Source organism: Serratia sp. N21D137 (assembly GCF_047530005.1).
GTDB lineage: Bacteria > Pseudomonadota > Gammaproteobacteria > Enterobacterales > Enterobacteriaceae > Chania > Chania fonticola_B.
Map to the genome: position 1 here is coordinate 32,156 of NZ_JBLJAJ010000019.1, position 14,408 is coordinate 46,563.

At 57.3% G+C, this 14,408-nt stretch carries 15 protein-coding genes; 8 read left to right on the top strand and 7 right to left on the bottom strand.

Annotated elements, in window-relative coordinates:
- Positions 1-113 precede the first annotated feature (113 nt).
- From glpA to glpC, 3 genes are read left to right on the top strand one after another with little or no spacing between them, the layout of a single operon-like run.
- Positions 114-1,763, top strand: a complete 1,650-nt coding sequence (gene glpA, locus ACMV5H_RS15730) for an anaerobic glycerol-3-phosphate dehydrogenase subunit A (RefSeq protein ID WP_021807778.1) — start codon at positions 114-116, stop codon at positions 1,761-1,763.
- Positions 1,753-3,024 carry a glycerol-3-phosphate dehydrogenase subunit GlpB gene (glpB, locus tag ACMV5H_RS15735; protein WP_414822088.1) on the top strand — a complete coding sequence of 424 codons (1,272 nt, stop codon included), beginning with the start codon at positions 1,753-1,755 and terminating at the stop codon, positions 3,022-3,024. The genes glpA and glpB overlap by 11 nt, the downstream gene beginning before the upstream one ends.
- A complete protein-coding gene (gene glpC, locus ACMV5H_RS15740; protein ID WP_209524011.1) occupies positions 3,021-4,220 on the top strand; it encodes an anaerobic glycerol-3-phosphate dehydrogenase subunit GlpC in 1,200 nt (399 codons plus the stop codon). The genes glpB and glpC overlap by 4 nt, the downstream gene beginning before the upstream one ends.
- A gap of 35 nt (positions 4,221-4,255) precedes the next feature.
- Here the strand turns inward: glpC and ACMV5H_RS15745 are convergent, their stop codons facing one another.
- The 3 genes from ACMV5H_RS15745 to ACMV5H_RS15755 are packed head-to-tail and all read right to left on the bottom strand — an operon-like array spanning position 4,256 to position 6,024.
- Positions 4,256-4,822 carry a DcrB family lipoprotein gene (locus ACMV5H_RS15745; protein ID WP_021807781.1) on the bottom strand — a complete coding sequence of 189 codons (567 nt, stop codon included), beginning with the start codon at positions 4,820-4,822 and terminating at the stop codon, positions 4,256-4,258.
- 53 nt (positions 4,823-4,875) lie between these two features.
- The gene (locus tag ACMV5H_RS15750; protein WP_179249271.1) at positions 4,876-5,310 is read right to left on the bottom strand and encodes a GNAT family N-acetyltransferase; all 435 of its coding nucleotides are present in this window, start codon (positions 5,308-5,310) and stop codon (positions 4,876-4,878) included.
- A gap of 48 nt (positions 5,311-5,358) precedes the next feature.
- Entirely contained in the window at positions 5,359-6,024 is a 666-nt protein-coding gene (locus ACMV5H_RS15755) for a 7-cyano-7-deazaguanine/7-aminomethyl-7-deazaguanine transporter (protein ID WP_021181513.1), read from the bottom strand.
- 198 nt (positions 6,025-6,222) lie between these two features.
- On the opposite strand from ACMV5H_RS15755, the gene tusA reads away from it, so the two are divergent.
- The gene (gene tusA, locus ACMV5H_RS15760; RefSeq protein WP_021181512.1) at positions 6,223-6,474 is read left to right on the top strand and encodes a sulfurtransferase TusA; all 252 of its coding nucleotides are present in this window, start codon (positions 6,223-6,225) and stop codon (positions 6,472-6,474) included.
- 49 nt (positions 6,475-6,523) lie between these two features.
- On the opposite strand, the gene ACMV5H_RS15765 is transcribed toward tusA, so the two are convergent.
- Together ACMV5H_RS15765 and ACMV5H_RS15770 are read right to left on the bottom strand one after the other, a co-directional pair.
- A complete protein-coding gene (locus ACMV5H_RS15765) occupies positions 6,524-8,860 on the bottom strand; it encodes a zinc/cadmium/mercury/lead-transporting ATPase (protein ID WP_414822072.1) in 2,337 nt (778 codons plus the stop codon).
- Positions 8,861-9,002: 142 nt separating this feature from the next.
- A complete protein-coding gene (locus tag ACMV5H_RS15770) occupies positions 9,003-9,629 on the bottom strand; it encodes a lysoplasmalogenase (RefSeq protein WP_021181510.1) in 627 nt (208 codons plus the stop codon).
- A 163-nt stretch (positions 9,630-9,792) separates the two neighbouring features.
- On the opposite strand from ACMV5H_RS15770, the gene ACMV5H_RS15775 reads away from it, so the two are divergent.
- Entirely contained in the window at positions 9,793-10,152 is a 360-nt protein-coding gene (locus tag ACMV5H_RS15775; protein WP_021181509.1) for a DUF2500 domain-containing protein, read from the top strand.
- A gap of 29 nt (positions 10,153-10,181) precedes the next feature.
- Here ACMV5H_RS15775 and ACMV5H_RS15780 read toward each other — a convergent pair whose 3' ends face one another.
- Both ACMV5H_RS15780 and rsmD read right to left on the bottom strand, forming a co-directional pair.
- On the bottom strand, positions 10,182-10,454 hold the full coding sequence (locus ACMV5H_RS15780) for a DUF1145 family protein (RefSeq protein ID WP_021181508.1): 273 nt from the start codon (positions 10,452-10,454) through the stop codon (positions 10,182-10,184).
- On the bottom strand, positions 10,444-11,067 hold the full coding sequence (gene rsmD, locus ACMV5H_RS15785; protein WP_179249269.1) for a 16S rRNA (guanine(966)-N(2))-methyltransferase: 624 nt from the start codon (positions 11,065-11,067) through the stop codon (positions 10,444-10,446). The genes ACMV5H_RS15780 and rsmD overlap by 11 nt, the downstream gene beginning before the upstream one ends.
- Positions 11,068-11,276: 209 nt before the next feature.
- Between rsmD and ftsY the strand changes: the two genes are divergently transcribed.
- Genes ftsY through ftsX form a run of 3 tightly spaced genes read left to right on the top strand, consistent with a single transcriptional unit; the run spans position 11,277 to position 14,336 of the window.
- Positions 11,277-12,716 (top strand): signal recognition particle-docking protein FtsY, encoded by a 1,440-nt coding sequence (gene ftsY, locus ACMV5H_RS15790; protein ID WP_414822073.1) that lies wholly within the window; start codon positions 11,277-11,279, stop codon positions 12,714-12,716.
- 5 nt (positions 12,717-12,721) lie between these two features.
- Entirely contained in the window at positions 12,722-13,393 is a 672-nt protein-coding gene (gene ftsE / locus ACMV5H_RS15795) for a cell division ATP-binding protein FtsE (protein WP_021181505.1), read from the top strand.
- Entirely contained in the window at positions 13,383-14,336 is a 954-nt protein-coding gene (gene ftsX / locus ACMV5H_RS15800; protein ID WP_021181504.1) for a permease-like cell division protein FtsX, read from the top strand. Before ftsE ends, ftsX begins: the two co-directional genes overlap by 11 nt.
- Positions 14,337-14,408: the final 72 nt, after the last annotated feature.

Sequence of the window (14,408 nt, forward strand, 5' to 3'; positions counted from 1 at the left end):
TGGCTTTTTATGGCCATATTATTTTCGTTTTCTGTTCGTTATTGTTCCTTATCAAACAAAAACCCTACTGACTGTGGCTAAATAAAGCCATAACTACAGGCTCAGGGGGCGTGATGAGCAACAACTCACCAATCACCGAAACGGACGTGATCATCATTGGCGGCGGCGCTACCGGCGCGGGGATTGCCCGTGACTGTGCGCGGCGCGGTCTGCGTTGCGTTTTACTGGAAAGGCATGACATCGCCACTGGCGCTACTGGCCGCAACCACGGGTTGTTGCACAGCGGAGCGCGCTATTCGGTCACCGACGGCGAATCTGCACGCGAATGTATTGAAGAAAACCGCATTCTCAAGCGTATTGCCCACCACTGCATCGAACGTACCGACGGCCTGTTCATTACCTTGCCTCAGGACTCATTGGCCTTTCAGCAGCAGTTTATTGCCGCCTGTCGCAGCGCCGGGATCGAGGCCGAAGCCATTGACCCCGCGCTGGCATTACGCCTGGAGCCTGCGGCTAACCCGGCGCTGATCGGCGCAGTGCGGGTGCCGGATGGCACCGTCGATCCTTTCCGCTTAACGGCGGCCAACATGCTTGATGCGCGTGAACATGGCGCACAAATTCTCACCTATCATCAGGTTACCGGTTTGTTGCGTACTGGCGATCGCGTGACGGGCGTGCGCGTTTTCGATCACAAGGCCGCACAACAGTACGATATTCATGCTCAGGTGGTGGTCAACGCCGCCGGGATCTGGGGCCAGCAAATTGCCGAGTATGCCGATCTGCGCATCCGCATGTTCCCTGCCAAAGGGGCATTGCTGATCCTGGGCCATCGCATCAATAACATGGTGATTAACCGCTGCCGCAAACCGGCGGATGCCGACATTCTGGTGCCTGGCGACACCATCTCGCTGATTGGCACCACCTCTACCCATATCGATTACGACCAGATCGACAACATGGTCGTGACGCCACAGGAAGTGGATATATTAATCCGAGAAGGCACTCTGCTGGCGCCGAAATTGGCGCAAACGCGCATTCTGCGTGCCTATGCGGGCGTGCGGCCACTGGTCGCCAGCGACGACGATCCCTCCGGGCGTAACGTCAGCCGTGGCATCGTGCTGCTCGATCATGCGGCGCGCGATGGGTTGGAAGGCTTTATCACCATTACCGGCGGCAAATTGATGACTTACCGGCTGATGGCCGAATGGACCACCGACCTGGTCTGCGCCAAGCTGGGCATCGACAGCCCTTGCACCACGGCGGAAGCGGCGTTGCCCGGTTCCCGTCAGAGCGCCGAAGAAACGGTGCGCAGCGTGGTTTCACTGCCTGCCAGCATCCGGGGGTCGGCGGTGTACCGCCATGGCGATCGCGCCAGCCTGGTCCCTTCTGGTAACCGGCTGGACAACAGCCTGGTGTGTGAGTGTGAAGCAGTGACCGCCGGTGAGGTGCGATATGCGGTGGATTCTCTGACCGTCAACAATCTGGTCGATCTGCGCCGCCGTACCCGCGTGGGTATGGGGACCTGCCAGGGTGAGCTGTGCGCCTGCCGTGCCGCAGGTTTGTTGACGCGGTTTAACGTGGTAACGCCGCAGCAATCCATCACCCAACTGTCCCATTTCCTCAATGAACGCTGGAAAGGCGTGCGGCCTATCGCCTGGGGCGATGCCCTGCGGGAGAGCGAATTCACCAGTTGGGTATATCAAGGGTTATGTGGGTTAGATGCGCAAGGCGACCCTAAGCAGGAGGCGGATGATGCAATTTGATGCGGTGGTGATTGGTGGTGGCTTGGCTGGGATGAGCTGTGCTATCCGTTTAGCCGAGCATGGCAAACGCTGCGCGGTAGTCAGTTCCGGCCAAAGCGCGCTCTATTTTTCTTCCGGCTCGCTCGATCTGTTGGCCCATTTGCCCGATGGTACGCCGGTGGCATCGCCTCTGTCTGCCTTGCCCGAACTGGCGCAACAGGCTCCGCAGCATCCGTATAGCCTGATGGGAGCCACACAGGTGGCCGCGCTGGCAACGGAGGCTGAGCAATTGCTACAGCGTTGCGGGTGGCAGATGCAGGGTGATAGCAGCCAAAACCATCTACGCGTGACCCCTCTCGGGACCCGCCGTGCCACTTGGCTCAGCCCCCTAGCGATCCCTGTCTCTCTCTTGGGCAGCAAGTTGCCGTGGCAGAATATCGCCGTGCTGGGGATTGAAGGCTTCCTGGATTTCCAACCGCAGATGGCGGCCAGCTCATTGATGCAAGAGCAGGGTCTCAAGGCTGAGGTGGCATTTTTGCATCTGCCTGTTTTGGATCGTCTACGTAATAATCCCAGCGAGTTCCGCGCGGTGAATATCGCCCGCGTGCTGGATCTGCCAGAACATCTGACTCAGTTGGCGGAGGAGATCACGCGCCAGGCAGGAGAGGCTGAGGCCATCCTCCTGCCAGCCTGCCTGGGGTTAGAGGATGATGAACCGTTGATGACGTTGCGCCGGTTGGTCGGTAAGCCCGTTTATCTGTTACCCACGCTGCCGCCTTCCGTGCTCGGCATGCGGCTGCATCAGGCCTTGCGCCAGCGTTTGCAGCAACTGGGTGGGGTGTTTATGCCGGGGGATAGCGTGCTGCGTGCCAGCTTCGACGGGCAGCGCGTCACCGGTCTGTATACCCGCAATCACACCGATATTCCGCTGCGCGCGCAGCAGGTGATACTGGCCAGCGGCAGCTTCTTCAGCAACGGCCTGGTGGCTAGTTTTGACGGCATTCGTGAGCCGGTATTTGGCCTCGACGTTTACAGCAAAACCGAACGCGCCGACTGGAGCGATGCCAATCTGTTTGCTCCGCAGCCGTACCTGCAATTTGGGGTTCAGACCGATACCGCGCTACGGGCGTTAAAACAGGGGGAGGCGATGACCAATCTGTATGCTATCGGTGCCGTGGCTGGCGGTTACGATCCGTTGCAGCAGGGCTGTGGCGCCGGGGTTTCGCTGCTCGGCGCGCTGCACGTTGCCCAACAGATCCTGGCACAGGAGGTTTCAGCATGAGCCTGTTACCAGACAACAGCTTCGAGAGCTGCATCAAATGCACCGTCTGCACCACCTATTGCCCGGTTGCCAAGGCTAACCCGCTCTATCCGGGGCCAAAGCAGGCCGGGCCTGATGGGGAGCGCCTGCGGCTGAAAGATCCGGCGCTTTACGACGAAGCGCTGAAGTATTGCACTAACTGCAAGCGCTGCGAAGTGGCTTGCCCCTCCGACGTTAAAATCGGCGATATTATCCAACGCGCACGGGCCAATTTCAGCCAAAGCAAACCGACGCTGCGCGATGCCATCCTCAGCCACACTGACATCATGGGCACGCTCTCGACGCCGTTTGCCCCTATCGTTAACGCGACTACCGGCCTGAAGCCGGTACGCAAGCTGTTGGACAAGGCGTTGAAGATCGACCATCGGCGTGAGCTGCCGAAATACTCGTTTGGCACCTTCCGCCGTTGGTACCGCCAGCAGGCGGAACAGCAGCAGCGCTATGCCGAGCAGGTGGCGTTTTTCCACGGTTGCTTTGTTAACTACAACCATCCACAGCTTGGCAAAGACCTGATCAAGGTGTTTAACGCCATGGATATCGGCGTGCAGCTGCTCAAGCGGGAGAAATGCTGCGGCGTACCGCTGATCGCCAACGGCTTTATTGCACAGGCGAAGAAGCAGGCTAAAGTGAATGCGGAATCGCTGCATGATGCGGTCCTGACCAAAGGCATACCGGTGGTGGCTACTTCGTCGAGCTGCACGTTTACCCTGCGTGATGAGTACCCGCATTTGCTGGAGGTGGACACCTCGGCGGTGCGTGAACGGGTGGAGCTGGCTACACGTTATCTCTATCGTCTGCTCAGCCAAGGGCGCACCTTGCCGCTCAAACATACGCCGCTGCGGGTGGCTTACCACACGCCGTGTCATATGGAGAAAATGGGCTGGACGGCCTATACGCTGGAGTTATTGCGGCAGATCCCAGGGCTGGAACTGGTGGTGCTGGACTCGCAGTGCTGCGGTATCGCCGGGACTTACGGCTTCAAGTCGGAAAACTATGAAACCTCGCAAGGCATTGGTGCCTCGCTATTTCGCCAGATTGAAGCCAGCGGAGTGGATATGGTGATCACCGATTGTGAAACCTGCAAATGGCAGATCGAGATGTCCACCAGCAAGCGCTGTGAACATCCGATCACCCTGTTAGCACAGGCATTGGCGTAACAGATTAAACGGGCCAGCATGCTGGCCCAGTGCGATTACTGCTTGATCTTCACCGTATTGAACACGCCAGCCGCTACGCTTTGAGACTGCTGCTGGTTATCCGCTGGCAGTGTGATTTGCAGGGTCAGTTGCTTACCGTCTGGCAGCATAGCGAGCAGCACGCCAGAGTAGGCTTTTTGGCCTGCCACGGTGATCACGGTATCCAGTTGGCGCATTGGCGTGCCGTTAATTTCAACCGCTTTATTGGTAATGACCTGCAGGTTGGCATCGCGGGAGTGTTGCTGCTCTTCCATGCGTTTGGCCAGGGTATCCAGATCGCCCGCTGCCTTGTCGGCAACGATCACGATCACCGCACGCTGGTTGGTGCTGTCGGCATAGATGTGCACGTTAGTTGGTTGGTTGGTCAGCTTATCGCTCTGATCGGCCAAACCGTTAGGCAGGGTAAAGGTCAGCTTGCCATCCAATAAACTCACCTGTTGTCCGCTTGGGACGCTGGCTGCTGCGCTGCCTGCGGGGGCATTAGTGTCTTTGGTGGCGCTATCACAGGCCGCCAGGCCAAGCACTAGCAGGCCGATACCCATCAATTTTGTTACTTTACGCATCTGGTGTTCCTTATTCCTTTGCAGATAGAGTTGGTTGACCGTATGGCTAGATGTCACAGGTTTTTTTTAAGTAATAGACGATACTCGTCTACTTCGCCTTTCTTTTCTAGAGTGAAAATCTGATATTCGTGGCTAATGAGCATTATTAGCATGGCGCGGAACTGGTTGCGGGTTTTTACCCACAGCTGCTGATAGCCTTGCGAACGCGCCCAACGCTCCTGCTCCGCCAGCATGGTTTGGGCGATACCCTGGCGGCGAAAATCAGGTAAAACTGCGCCCAGCCAGCTGTAGAACTCCCCCGGCGCGGTTTGATAGCCGAGTTTAAAACCGGCTGCCTGGCCATCAATTTCGGTAATCAAGCCGTGAGAAGGGTTATCCCCGATGCGTTGCTGCAAATCTTTCAGGCTGTGCAGACTGCCAAATTCTGGAATGCAGAGGTAAAGAGAGTAGATCTCTTCAAGTGTAGCTTGGCGAGTGGTTAAGCGCATGGGCAGCCTCCGTTAAATCAGGCTGCCCAGTATAAACCAGAAGGCGGGTTAACTCAGTTGCAACCGGTTGGCGGGTTGGCGTTCCGCCAGACGTTTGAGCAGCATATTGAGCAGCACCCCGTACATCGGCAGGAAGAATACCAGGCAGATCAGCACTTTGAAGCTGTAATCTACCAGCGCGATTTCCACCCAGTTGGCGGCCATAAAGGGATCGCTGCTTTTGTAGAAGGCGATAAAGAAGAAGGCCAGGGTATCGCTGATATTGCCAAGGAACATGGCCGCGGCGGGGGCAACCCACCAGGCACTGCGTTGACGTAGGCGGTTGAACACCTGCACGTCCAGGATCTGGCCCAGTACGTAGGCCATAAAGCTGGCGGCGGCGATACGCGCTACAAACAGGTTGAAGCTGGTCAAGGCGGCAAAGCCCTGCCATTCACCCTGGAAAGTGACGGTGGAGATCACATAGGAGATAAACAGCGCCGGGACCATCACGGCAAGGATAATCCTGCGTGCCAGCGGAGCACCGAAGATCCGTACGGTCAGGTCAGTGGCCAGGAAGATAAACGGAAAAGTGAAGGCACCCCAGGTGGTGTGAAAGCCGAAAATGCTGATCGGCAACTGCACCAGGTAGTTGCTGGAAGTAATGATGGCGATGTGAAATAGCGATAGCCAAACCAACGCGATTAAGCGTTGTCGATCGGTAAACGAATACATAATGTAGCCTTTTTGAGTGTGGGGTGAGGGAACCCATTGTTAACTGCGCGGCGACATGGTACGCGTTTGGGCATTCAATGCAATGGTTAAATTTAACGCAAACGTTAACGTATCTTGCGCAGAAAAACTACCGGCGTAAACTAGCGGGTAATCAGATCCGGCGAGGGTTCGCCGATCGTTTTAGATCGAGAGAGATGTATGACTGACATTTTTGCCCAGGCAGACCAGACGCTAGACGCGCTGGGGCTGCGCTGTCCGGAACCGGTCATGATGGTGCGCAAAACCGTGCGCCATATGGATAACGGTAAAACCTTGCTGATCATTGCCGACGATCCGGCCACCACCCGCGACATCCCGGGTTTTTGCCGCTTTATGGAACATACGCTGGTGGCCCAGGAAACCGAGCAGGCCCCATATCGTTACCTGCTGCGTAAGGGCCTGGCAGAATAATCCTTTGGCTGTCAGGCCCATTTCCATAACGGGCCTGACAGATGTTCTACTATGTACGTTTCTTCAGCAGCCGTAAGGCGTTGGCGGTCACCAGCGCGGTTGCTCCAGAGTCTGCCAATACGGCCAGCCACAGGCCAGTCATCCCCAGTAGGGTGGTGACCAGGAAAATCGCTTTCAGCCCAAGCGCAATGGTAATGTTCTGGCGAATATTAGCGTGGGTAGCGCGGGAGATGCGGATCATCTCGGCAACGCCGGTCAACCGGTTGTGTGTCAGCGCGGCATCCGCCGTTTCCAATGCCACGTCGGTACCGCTCCCCATCGCAATGCCAATGCTGGCGGCCTTCATCGCCGGGGCATCGTTGATACCGTCGCCGATCATGGCGGTAGGTTGCAACTTGCTCAGCTCGGTTACCGCGTTCACTTTGTCTTCCGGCATTAACCCGGCGCGGTAATCGATCCCCAATTCATTGGCAATGGCGGCCGCAGCGCGCGGGTTATCACCTGTGAGCATCACGCCACGAACGCCTAATTGCGTCAACTCGGCAATCGCCTGTTTAGCGTCGCTACGCAAGGTGTCACGCAACGCCAGCAAACCGATAGGCTGCCCGTCCTCTAGCACCACCACTGCGGTTTTACCCGCCGTTTCCAGCGTCTCTACCTGGCTGCGCCATTCGCTGCTCAACTGGTTTTCCGTCAACTTGCCCGGTGCGCTGATCAGGATAGTTTTACCGTCAACCTTCCCTTCAACCCCGATACCCGCCAGAGCCCGGCGGCCTTCGGCCAGTGGCAATGCAGTCCCGTTCTCCGCTGCACGCTTGACGATCGCCTGTGCCAGTGGATGATGTGAGCCCGTCTCGACAGCCGCTGCAATGGCCAGCAGTTGCTGTTCGCTGAGGCCGTCTGCAGGCAGCACGTCGGTCACCGTCGGTTTGCCTTCGGTCAGCGTACCGGTTTTGTCGAACGCGATGGTTTGCACTTGGCCCAATTGTTCTAATGCCGCACCACCTTTAATCAGCGCGCCACGGCGCGTGGCCGCCGCAAGGCCAGAGGTGATGGCCGCTGGCGTGGAGATGACCAAGGCACACGGACAACCGATCAGCAGCAAGGTCAGACCCCGATAGATCCACATTTCCCAAGGCTCGGCAAACAGCAGCGGTGGCACCAGGATCACCGCCACGGCCAGCAGCATGATCGCCGGAGTGTAGTAACGGCTGAAGCGATCGAGGAAGCGCTCAATCGGTGCGCGGCGCTCTTCGGCCTCTTCAATCAGCTGCAGGATACGGTCGATGGCATTTTTACCCGGCTCGGAAGTGACCTTCATCTGCGCGGCCTGATCGACGGACAGGCTGCCAGCGGCCACTTTCTGACCCTGTTGGCGCTCTACCGGCACGGATTCACCGGTTAAAGCGCTTTCGTCAAAGCTGGCGAACGGGTTTAGCAACTCGGCATCGGCAGGCAAGCGGCCACCGGGCGCGATCTCTATTACGTCACCGGGGTGCAGGCTGGCTACAGGCACGCGTTTACGTACGCTGCCCTGGATAAGCAGAGCATCTTCCGGCACCAGTTCCATCAACGCTTTCACGCCACGGCGTGCACGATTGGCCGCGTAGGATTCCAGCAGTTCTCCCACCATAAACAACAGCAGCACCATGGCCGCTTCGGCGGTGGCACCGATAAACAGCGCACCGATGGCGGCAACGCTCATCAAGGTTTCTATGGCAAACGGTGTGCCTGAACGGATCAGGCGCAAGGCTTTGCTGGCAATCGGCACCAGGCCGACCAAGGTGGTGGCAATAAAGGCAATTTCGCCCAGCCGTGGGTTGAAGAAGTCGAGAACCCAACTGAGCACCATCAGTGCGGAGAGCAGCAGCAGAGGGCCGTACTCACCAAACCGGGAGGTTTTGGGTTCATCGCCTATTGCCGCCGGGTTACTCCCCAACAGGGTAAAGCCAGCCTGTTTTACCGCGTCCTGGATCCGCATGCTGACGTCGGATTGGGCATCCACCACCAGTTTTTCCGTGGCAAACAGCACGCGAGCGCTGTCGACGCCGGGGATCGACGTTACGGCATTTTCGATTTTCTTGGCACAGCTCGGGCAATCCATGCCGGTGACTTTCCAACTGAAACGCTGGCTGCCGGAAGGGGGAACGGCAGCCAGCCTGTCGCTTTCCTCATCCGGGTCGTCGGGGCCATCGCTACTGCAGCAACTGGCACCGTGATCGTGGGCCGCGTGATGGTCATGGGCAGCGGTTGCTCCCACCGGGTTTTTTTCATTGCTACAGCCATGCTGGGTTTTGGCGTGGTCATGACTACAGCCGCAGCCGTGATCGTGATTATGTTCTTGATGCTGATGCTCTTGGTGATTATGTGGTTTATGAGTCTGCATAGCGCCCCCTTCAGGCAATCCAATATCCTCTCAACAAGCACTCTACACCTTGGAGCTGGCTCCAGAGTCAAGTGCGATATGAGAATTATTGTTAATTGAGGGGGAGGCTACGGATCCGGTTGCCCGAATCCGTAGCCTGTCATTACAGATATAGCGAGCGGACGATGAGGAAATGCCCGGAGAAGTAGCAGAAAGCGACCACGGCATCTGCCGCACGGAAGGTAAAGCGGTAGCGGTTCAGCAGCCAGACGATATTCGCCAACAGCAGCAGCGAGGTACCCGCCAGCAATGAGAAGCCAAAGTCGGTACTGCGCAGGAAATATTGTTCCCCCGCCAGCCACACCATCAGCAGCGTCATAGCGACCAGCGTGGCGATCGGCCAGCGCATCTCTTCCAACCGGCTCCAGATGATGGCCAGCAGCAGTGCGCCAATCACCAGCAGCACCAGCGGCAAAGGCCAGAACAGGCTGAAGGTCATCTGGCTGGCAAAGCTCAGGGTATACAGCAGGTGTGAGAGGAAGAAAGCACCGATGGCGTACAGCACCCGCTCGCGCGGCAGCAGTAACAAGGCATCACCCGCCAGCGTAGCCAACAGGCCCAAAACGATCAGGTAACCCGCAGGGCCCAATACCGGAGCCTGCCAGGCCAATAACAGCAACAGCAGTAAGGTGACTGGTTTAAATACCCAGCGTTGCCAGCGCGGGCCGCGATAGGAGGCATCAACGAACAACCAACCGGAAAAAAATACGGCAAGGAACGGCCAACTCATATGTCTTCCTTATTTATTATGGGAGCCGGGATAACCAACTCCAGGTTGTCACTTTCTCAGTGTAAGCAGCGCGCGTGGGTTCGACAATGCTTTCTTCCGAATGCTATGTTTACGCGGTTTTAGGCGTGAATGAAATCCGCCGGATAAAAGAGGAAAACCGTCAATGAGTAAGCCACCGTTGTTCTTTGTTGCCGTGATCGCGCTGATCGCGGTGCTGGCGACCCGCCAATACCTCAACAAACGCCGCCAGGATGCGGATAATGACCGTCAGCCGGTGCGTACATTGCAGGTGGAAGTCAGCGCCAAGCGGGAGTTCCCCTCGCCGAATCGTCGTTCGCGGCAGCGGGAAAATATCGTGGTGGAAGATATGCGTTACGAAGTGTACTTCCGTCCGTTGACGGGCGGCAGCGAGATCAAAATACCGTTGCCGCAGCAGCAATATAATCAGATAGATAAAGGCGCTCAGGGCACGCTGAGCCTGCAGGGCACCCGCTTTATCTCCTTCACGGCACAGAAATCGTAGGGGCGCCGCATGCTGCGCCCGCTAAAAGGCTATTTTTTCTTCAGCGGCGGCTGTTTTTTCTGCCAGTCCAACAGCTCAAACACGCCAAAAATAAAGATCTTGGTTTCCAGCCAGCGGCTGATGGGCTGGTCTTTCGGCTGGGTGGATTTCAGTAGCACCAGCTGTAGCCCGTGCATAACCACCATAAAGAACAAGGCTACGTTGATGAAGTAGGTCAGTGGTTTGGGGTACGGGTGGAACAGGTTGGTGAGCAGAAAGCCCCACACGCACAGCATCAGCAGACGGCCCAGGTTAATCAGCATGTTCGGTTTTCTCTTCAAGGGTGCGGAGGTAAAGGCGATAGGCTACCTGGCCGGCGACCTTCTCGCGGTGCAGTGTCCAGGTCGCAGGAACATCGGTGGCGGCGCTTTCGGCTTCGGCCTCGACGTAAATCCAGGCCTCGTTCGCTAACCAACCCTGTTGTTCCAACAGCGTGACGGTATCGGCCAGCAACCCTTTGCGGAACGGGGGATCGAGAAACACCACGTCAAAAGGTTGCCCGTTACCTGCCAACCAGTTCAAAGCGTTGGTATTCACCACGCTGCCATTGCCTTGCAACAGCGCCAGGTTTTTCCCCAGCTGTTGGGCTACTGGCCGCTCGTATTCCAGCAGCGTGGCGCTTTCGGCATAGCGCGATAAGGCTTCCAATCCCAACGCACCGCTACCCGCGAAGCAGTCCAGGCAGCGAGCCCCACGGATCACCGGGGCTAACCAGTTGAACAAGGTTTCGCGTACGCGGTCGGTGGTTGGCCGTAGCCCCTCACTGTTGGGCACCGGCAGTTTGCGCCCGCGCCATTGGCCGCCGATGATGCGGATCTGGCCAGCGGAGGCCGTCTGCGGTTTTTTGAGCGCGCCGCGCGGTGGTTGTTTTGCCATAAAGAGTCTTAATCAGTTGCGAAGTTAACGAAAAGTTACCGCCATTCTATACCGGATTGCGGATAAGTTGCAGCCTGGAGGCGGTGAGAGCGTTAAAACTACCGCGATGAAAGCATTGCCGATGCGTGTTGCTGTGCCAGGGAAAGTGATAGACTCGGCGAATTAATTTTTCGCATTTGCAAGCCATTGGTACGGAGTAGGGTCAGAACATGGCAAAAGATAAAAAACGTGGGTTTTTCTCCTGGCTGGGCTTCGGCCAGAAGGAAGAAGAGCAGCAACAACCTGAATCTGCCGTAGAACAGGCGGAACAGCAGGCCGCAGAAACCCCGGCTGCCCCCAAACTGGACGATAAGCTTCCTACCCAGGGATCTGCTCCAGCCGCCACCAAAGATACTCCAGGGGAGTGGGATAGCAGCCTGAGCGGCGAGCCTATCACCGAAAATATCCTGCCGCTGGACGAACACCATGCTGAGCCGGTGGCGATCGAAGAAGTCACCGTAGCGCAACAGCCTGAGGCGCAAGTAGAAGAACCCGAGCTGATTGAAGCGCCAGCCGAGATTATTGAACCTGAGCCAGAGGTGATTGAAGCGGTAATCGAAGCGTCTGCTGAAATTATCGAACCTGAGCCAGAGGTGATTGAAGAGGTTATCGAGCCTGAGCTGGAAGCGGAACCCGAACAGCCTGAGCTACTGGCTCCGGCGGTAACGCAAGAGCAAGAGCGCCCTAGCAAAGAAGGCTTCTTCGCCCGTCTTAAACGCAGCCTACTGAAAACAAAACAGAATCTGGGTTCCGGCTTTATCGGCCTGTTCCGTGGCAAGAAGATCGACGACGATTTGTTCGAAGAGCTGGAAGAACAGCTGTTAATCGCCGACGTTGGTGTAGAAACCACTCGTAAAATCATTGAGTCTCTTACTCTGCACGCCAGCCGTAAGCAATTGAAAGATGCCGAATCGCTGTATGGCAAACTGAAAGAAGAGATGGCGGAAATTCTCGCCAAGGTGGATCAGCCACTGGATGTCGGTGGCAAAACGCCATTCGTGATCCTGATGGTTGGCGTCAACGGGGTGGGTAAAACCACCACCATCGGCAAGCTGGCGCGTCAGTTCCAGGCCGAAGGTAAATCGGTGATGCTGGCCGCGGGCGACACTTTCCGCGCCGCAGCGGTTGAGCAGTTGCAGGTCTGGGGCGAACGTAACCGCATTCCGGTCATCGCTCAGCATACCGGTGCCGATTCCGCTTCGGTGATCTTCGACGCGGTGCAGGCGGCCAAAGCCCGCAATATCGATGTGCTGATTGCCGACACCGCTGGTCGCCTGCAGAACAAGGCGCACCTGATGGAAGAGCTGAAGAAGATCGTGCGGGTGATGAAAAAACTGGACGAGCAGGCCCCCCATGAGGTTATGCTGACTCTGGATGCCAGCACCGGACAAAATGCGGTTAACCAGGCGAAATTATTTAATGAAGCCGTGGGCCTGACCGGCATAACGCTGACTAAACTGGACGGTACCGCCAAAGGCGGGGTGATCTTCTCCATTGCCGATCAGTTTACTATCCCGATCCGTTACATCGGCGTTGGTGAAGGCATCGAAGATTTGCGGCCGTTTAAGGCTGATGACTTTATTGAGGCACTTTTTGCCCGAGAGGATTGATACGGATGATTCGCTTTGAACAGGTCAGTAAAGCTTATCTGGGCGGACGGCAAGCCCTGCAGGGGGTAGATTTTCATCTGCGTCCGGCGGAGATGGCGTTTCTGACCGGCCATTCCGGCGCGGGGAAAAGTACCCTGCTGAAACTGATTTGTGGGATTGAGCGGCCAAGCGCCGGTCATATCTGGTTTGGCGGGCATGACATCAGCCGGTTGAAAAACCGCGAGGTGCCTTTCCTGCGCCGCCAGATCGGCATGATTTTCCAGGATCACCATCTGCTGCTGGATCGTACGGTGTATGACAACGTGGCGATGCCGCTGGTCATCGCTGGAGCCAGTACCGAAGATATCCGTCGCCGCGTTTCGGCTGCGTTGGACAAGGTCGGGCTGCTGGATAAAGCGAAGAACTTCCCCATTCAGCTTTCCGGTGGTGAGCAGCAGCGCGTTGGCATTGCCCGCGCGGTGGTGAACAAGCCAGCGGTGCTGTTGGCGGATGAACCGACCGGTAACCTGGATGACGCCCTGTCGGAAGGGATCCTGCGCCTGTTTGAAGAATTTAACCGCGTTGGGGTGACGGTGCTGATGGCAACCCACGACACCGGGCTGATCGCCCGGCGCAATTACCGCATCCTGACGCTGAGCCAGGGCCGTATGGTAGGGGGGGCACAGCATGGCGAATAATGCAAAAACCGCCAAGAGCAAGGCACTGCGTGGTGGCTGGCGTGAACAGTGGCGCTATGCCTGGATGAACGCCATTGCCGATATGCTGCGCCAACCGCTGGCAACGCTGCTGACCGTGATGGTCATCGCCATCTCCCTGACGCTGCCGAGCGTTTGCTACATCGTCTGGAAGAACGTCAGTACCGCTGCAACACAGTGGTACCCAACGCCACAGTTGACGGTGTATCTGGATAAATCCCTCGACGATGATGCGGCGGTCAAAGTGCTGGATGCCATCAAGGCCGAGGCCGGGGTGGAGAAGGTGAACTACCTGTCGCGTGAAGAGGCGCGGGGCGAGTTCCGCAACTGGTCTGGTTTTGGTGGCGCGCTGGATATGCTGGAAGAAAACCCGCTGCCAGCCGTGGCGATTGTCACGCCGCAGATGAGTTTCCAGAGTTCCGATACGCTTACTACTCTACGCGATCGCGTGGCGGCGGTGCAGGGCGTGGATGAAGTCAGGATGGACGACAGCTGGTTTGCCCGCCTGGCGGCGCTGACCGGGTTGGTGGGCCAGGTGGCCTTGATGATCGGCATACTGATGGTGGTGGCGGTATTCCTGGTGATTGGTAACAGCGTGCGTCTGAGCATCTTCAGCCGTCGCGATACCATCAACGTGATGAAGCTGATCGGTGCCACCGACGGCTTTATCCTGCGGCCATTCCTCAACGGTGGTGCAATGCTTGGCTTCTTCGGCGCACTGTTGTCGCTGGCCCTGTCTGGCGCGCTGGTGTGGAAGCTGGAGTCGGTAGTGACCAACGTGGCGAAGGTGTTTGGCACCACCTTTACCCTGCATGGCCTGGGTTGGGATGAGGCGCTGTTGCTGCTGCTGATCTCGGCGATGATCGGCTGGATTGCCGCCTGGTTGGCCACCGTGCAACATTTACGCCGATTTACACCACAATAGTGAATTTTTGGTATACTCTTCTCCTGCTGCGGCCCGGTTGCCGTGCTGCGGGAGAAGAGCTGCCAGACCTCA

Coding starts and splice junctions, on each gene's coding strand:
- ftsY (WP_414822073.1), top strand. CDS start 11,277: ATGGCAAAAGATAAAAAACGTGGGTTTTTCTCCTGGCTGGGCTTCGGC.
- rsmD (WP_179249269.1), bottom strand. CDS start 11,067: ATGGCAAAACAACCACCGCGCGGCGCGCTCAAAAAACCGCAGACGGCC.
- glpC (WP_209524011.1), top strand. CDS start 3,021: ATGAGCCTGTTACCAGACAACAGCTTCGAGAGCTGCATCAAATGCACC.
- tusA (WP_021181512.1), top strand. CDS start 6,223: ATGACTGACATTTTTGCCCAGGCAGACCAGACGCTAGACGCGCTGGGG.
- glpB (WP_414822088.1), top strand. CDS start 1,753: ATGCAATTTGATGCGGTGGTGATTGGTGGTGGCTTGGCTGGGATGAGC.
- ftsX (WP_021181504.1), top strand. CDS start 13,383: ATGGCGAATAATGCAAAAACCGCCAAGAGCAAGGCACTGCGTGGTGGC.
- ACMV5H_RS15745 (WP_021807781.1), bottom strand. CDS start 4,822: ATGCGTAAAGTAACAAAATTGATGGGTATCGGCCTGCTAGTGCTTGGC.
- ACMV5H_RS15750 (WP_179249271.1), bottom strand. CDS start 5,310: ATGCGCTTAACCACTCGCCAAGCTACACTTGAAGAGATCTACTCTCTT.
- ACMV5H_RS15780 (WP_021181508.1), bottom strand. CDS start 10,454: ATGCTGATTAACCTGGGCCGTCTGCTGATGCTGTGCGTGTGGGGCTTT.
- ACMV5H_RS15770 (WP_021181510.1), bottom strand. CDS start 9,629: ATGAGTTGGCCGTTCCTTGCCGTATTTTTTTCCGGTTGGTTGTTCGTT.
- ACMV5H_RS15775 (WP_021181509.1), top strand. CDS start 9,793: ATGAGTAAGCCACCGTTGTTCTTTGTTGCCGTGATCGCGCTGATCGCG.
- ACMV5H_RS15755 (WP_021181513.1), bottom strand. CDS start 6,024: ATGTATTCGTTTACCGATCGACAACGCTTAATCGCGTTGGTTTGGCTA.
- glpA (WP_021807778.1), top strand. CDS start 114: ATGAGCAACAACTCACCAATCACCGAAACGGACGTGATCATCATTGGC.
- ftsE (WP_021181505.1), top strand. CDS start 12,722: ATGATTCGCTTTGAACAGGTCAGTAAAGCTTATCTGGGCGGACGGCAA.
- ACMV5H_RS15765 (WP_414822072.1), bottom strand. CDS start 8,860: ATGCAGACTCATAAACCACATAATCACCAAGAGCATCAGCATCAAGAA.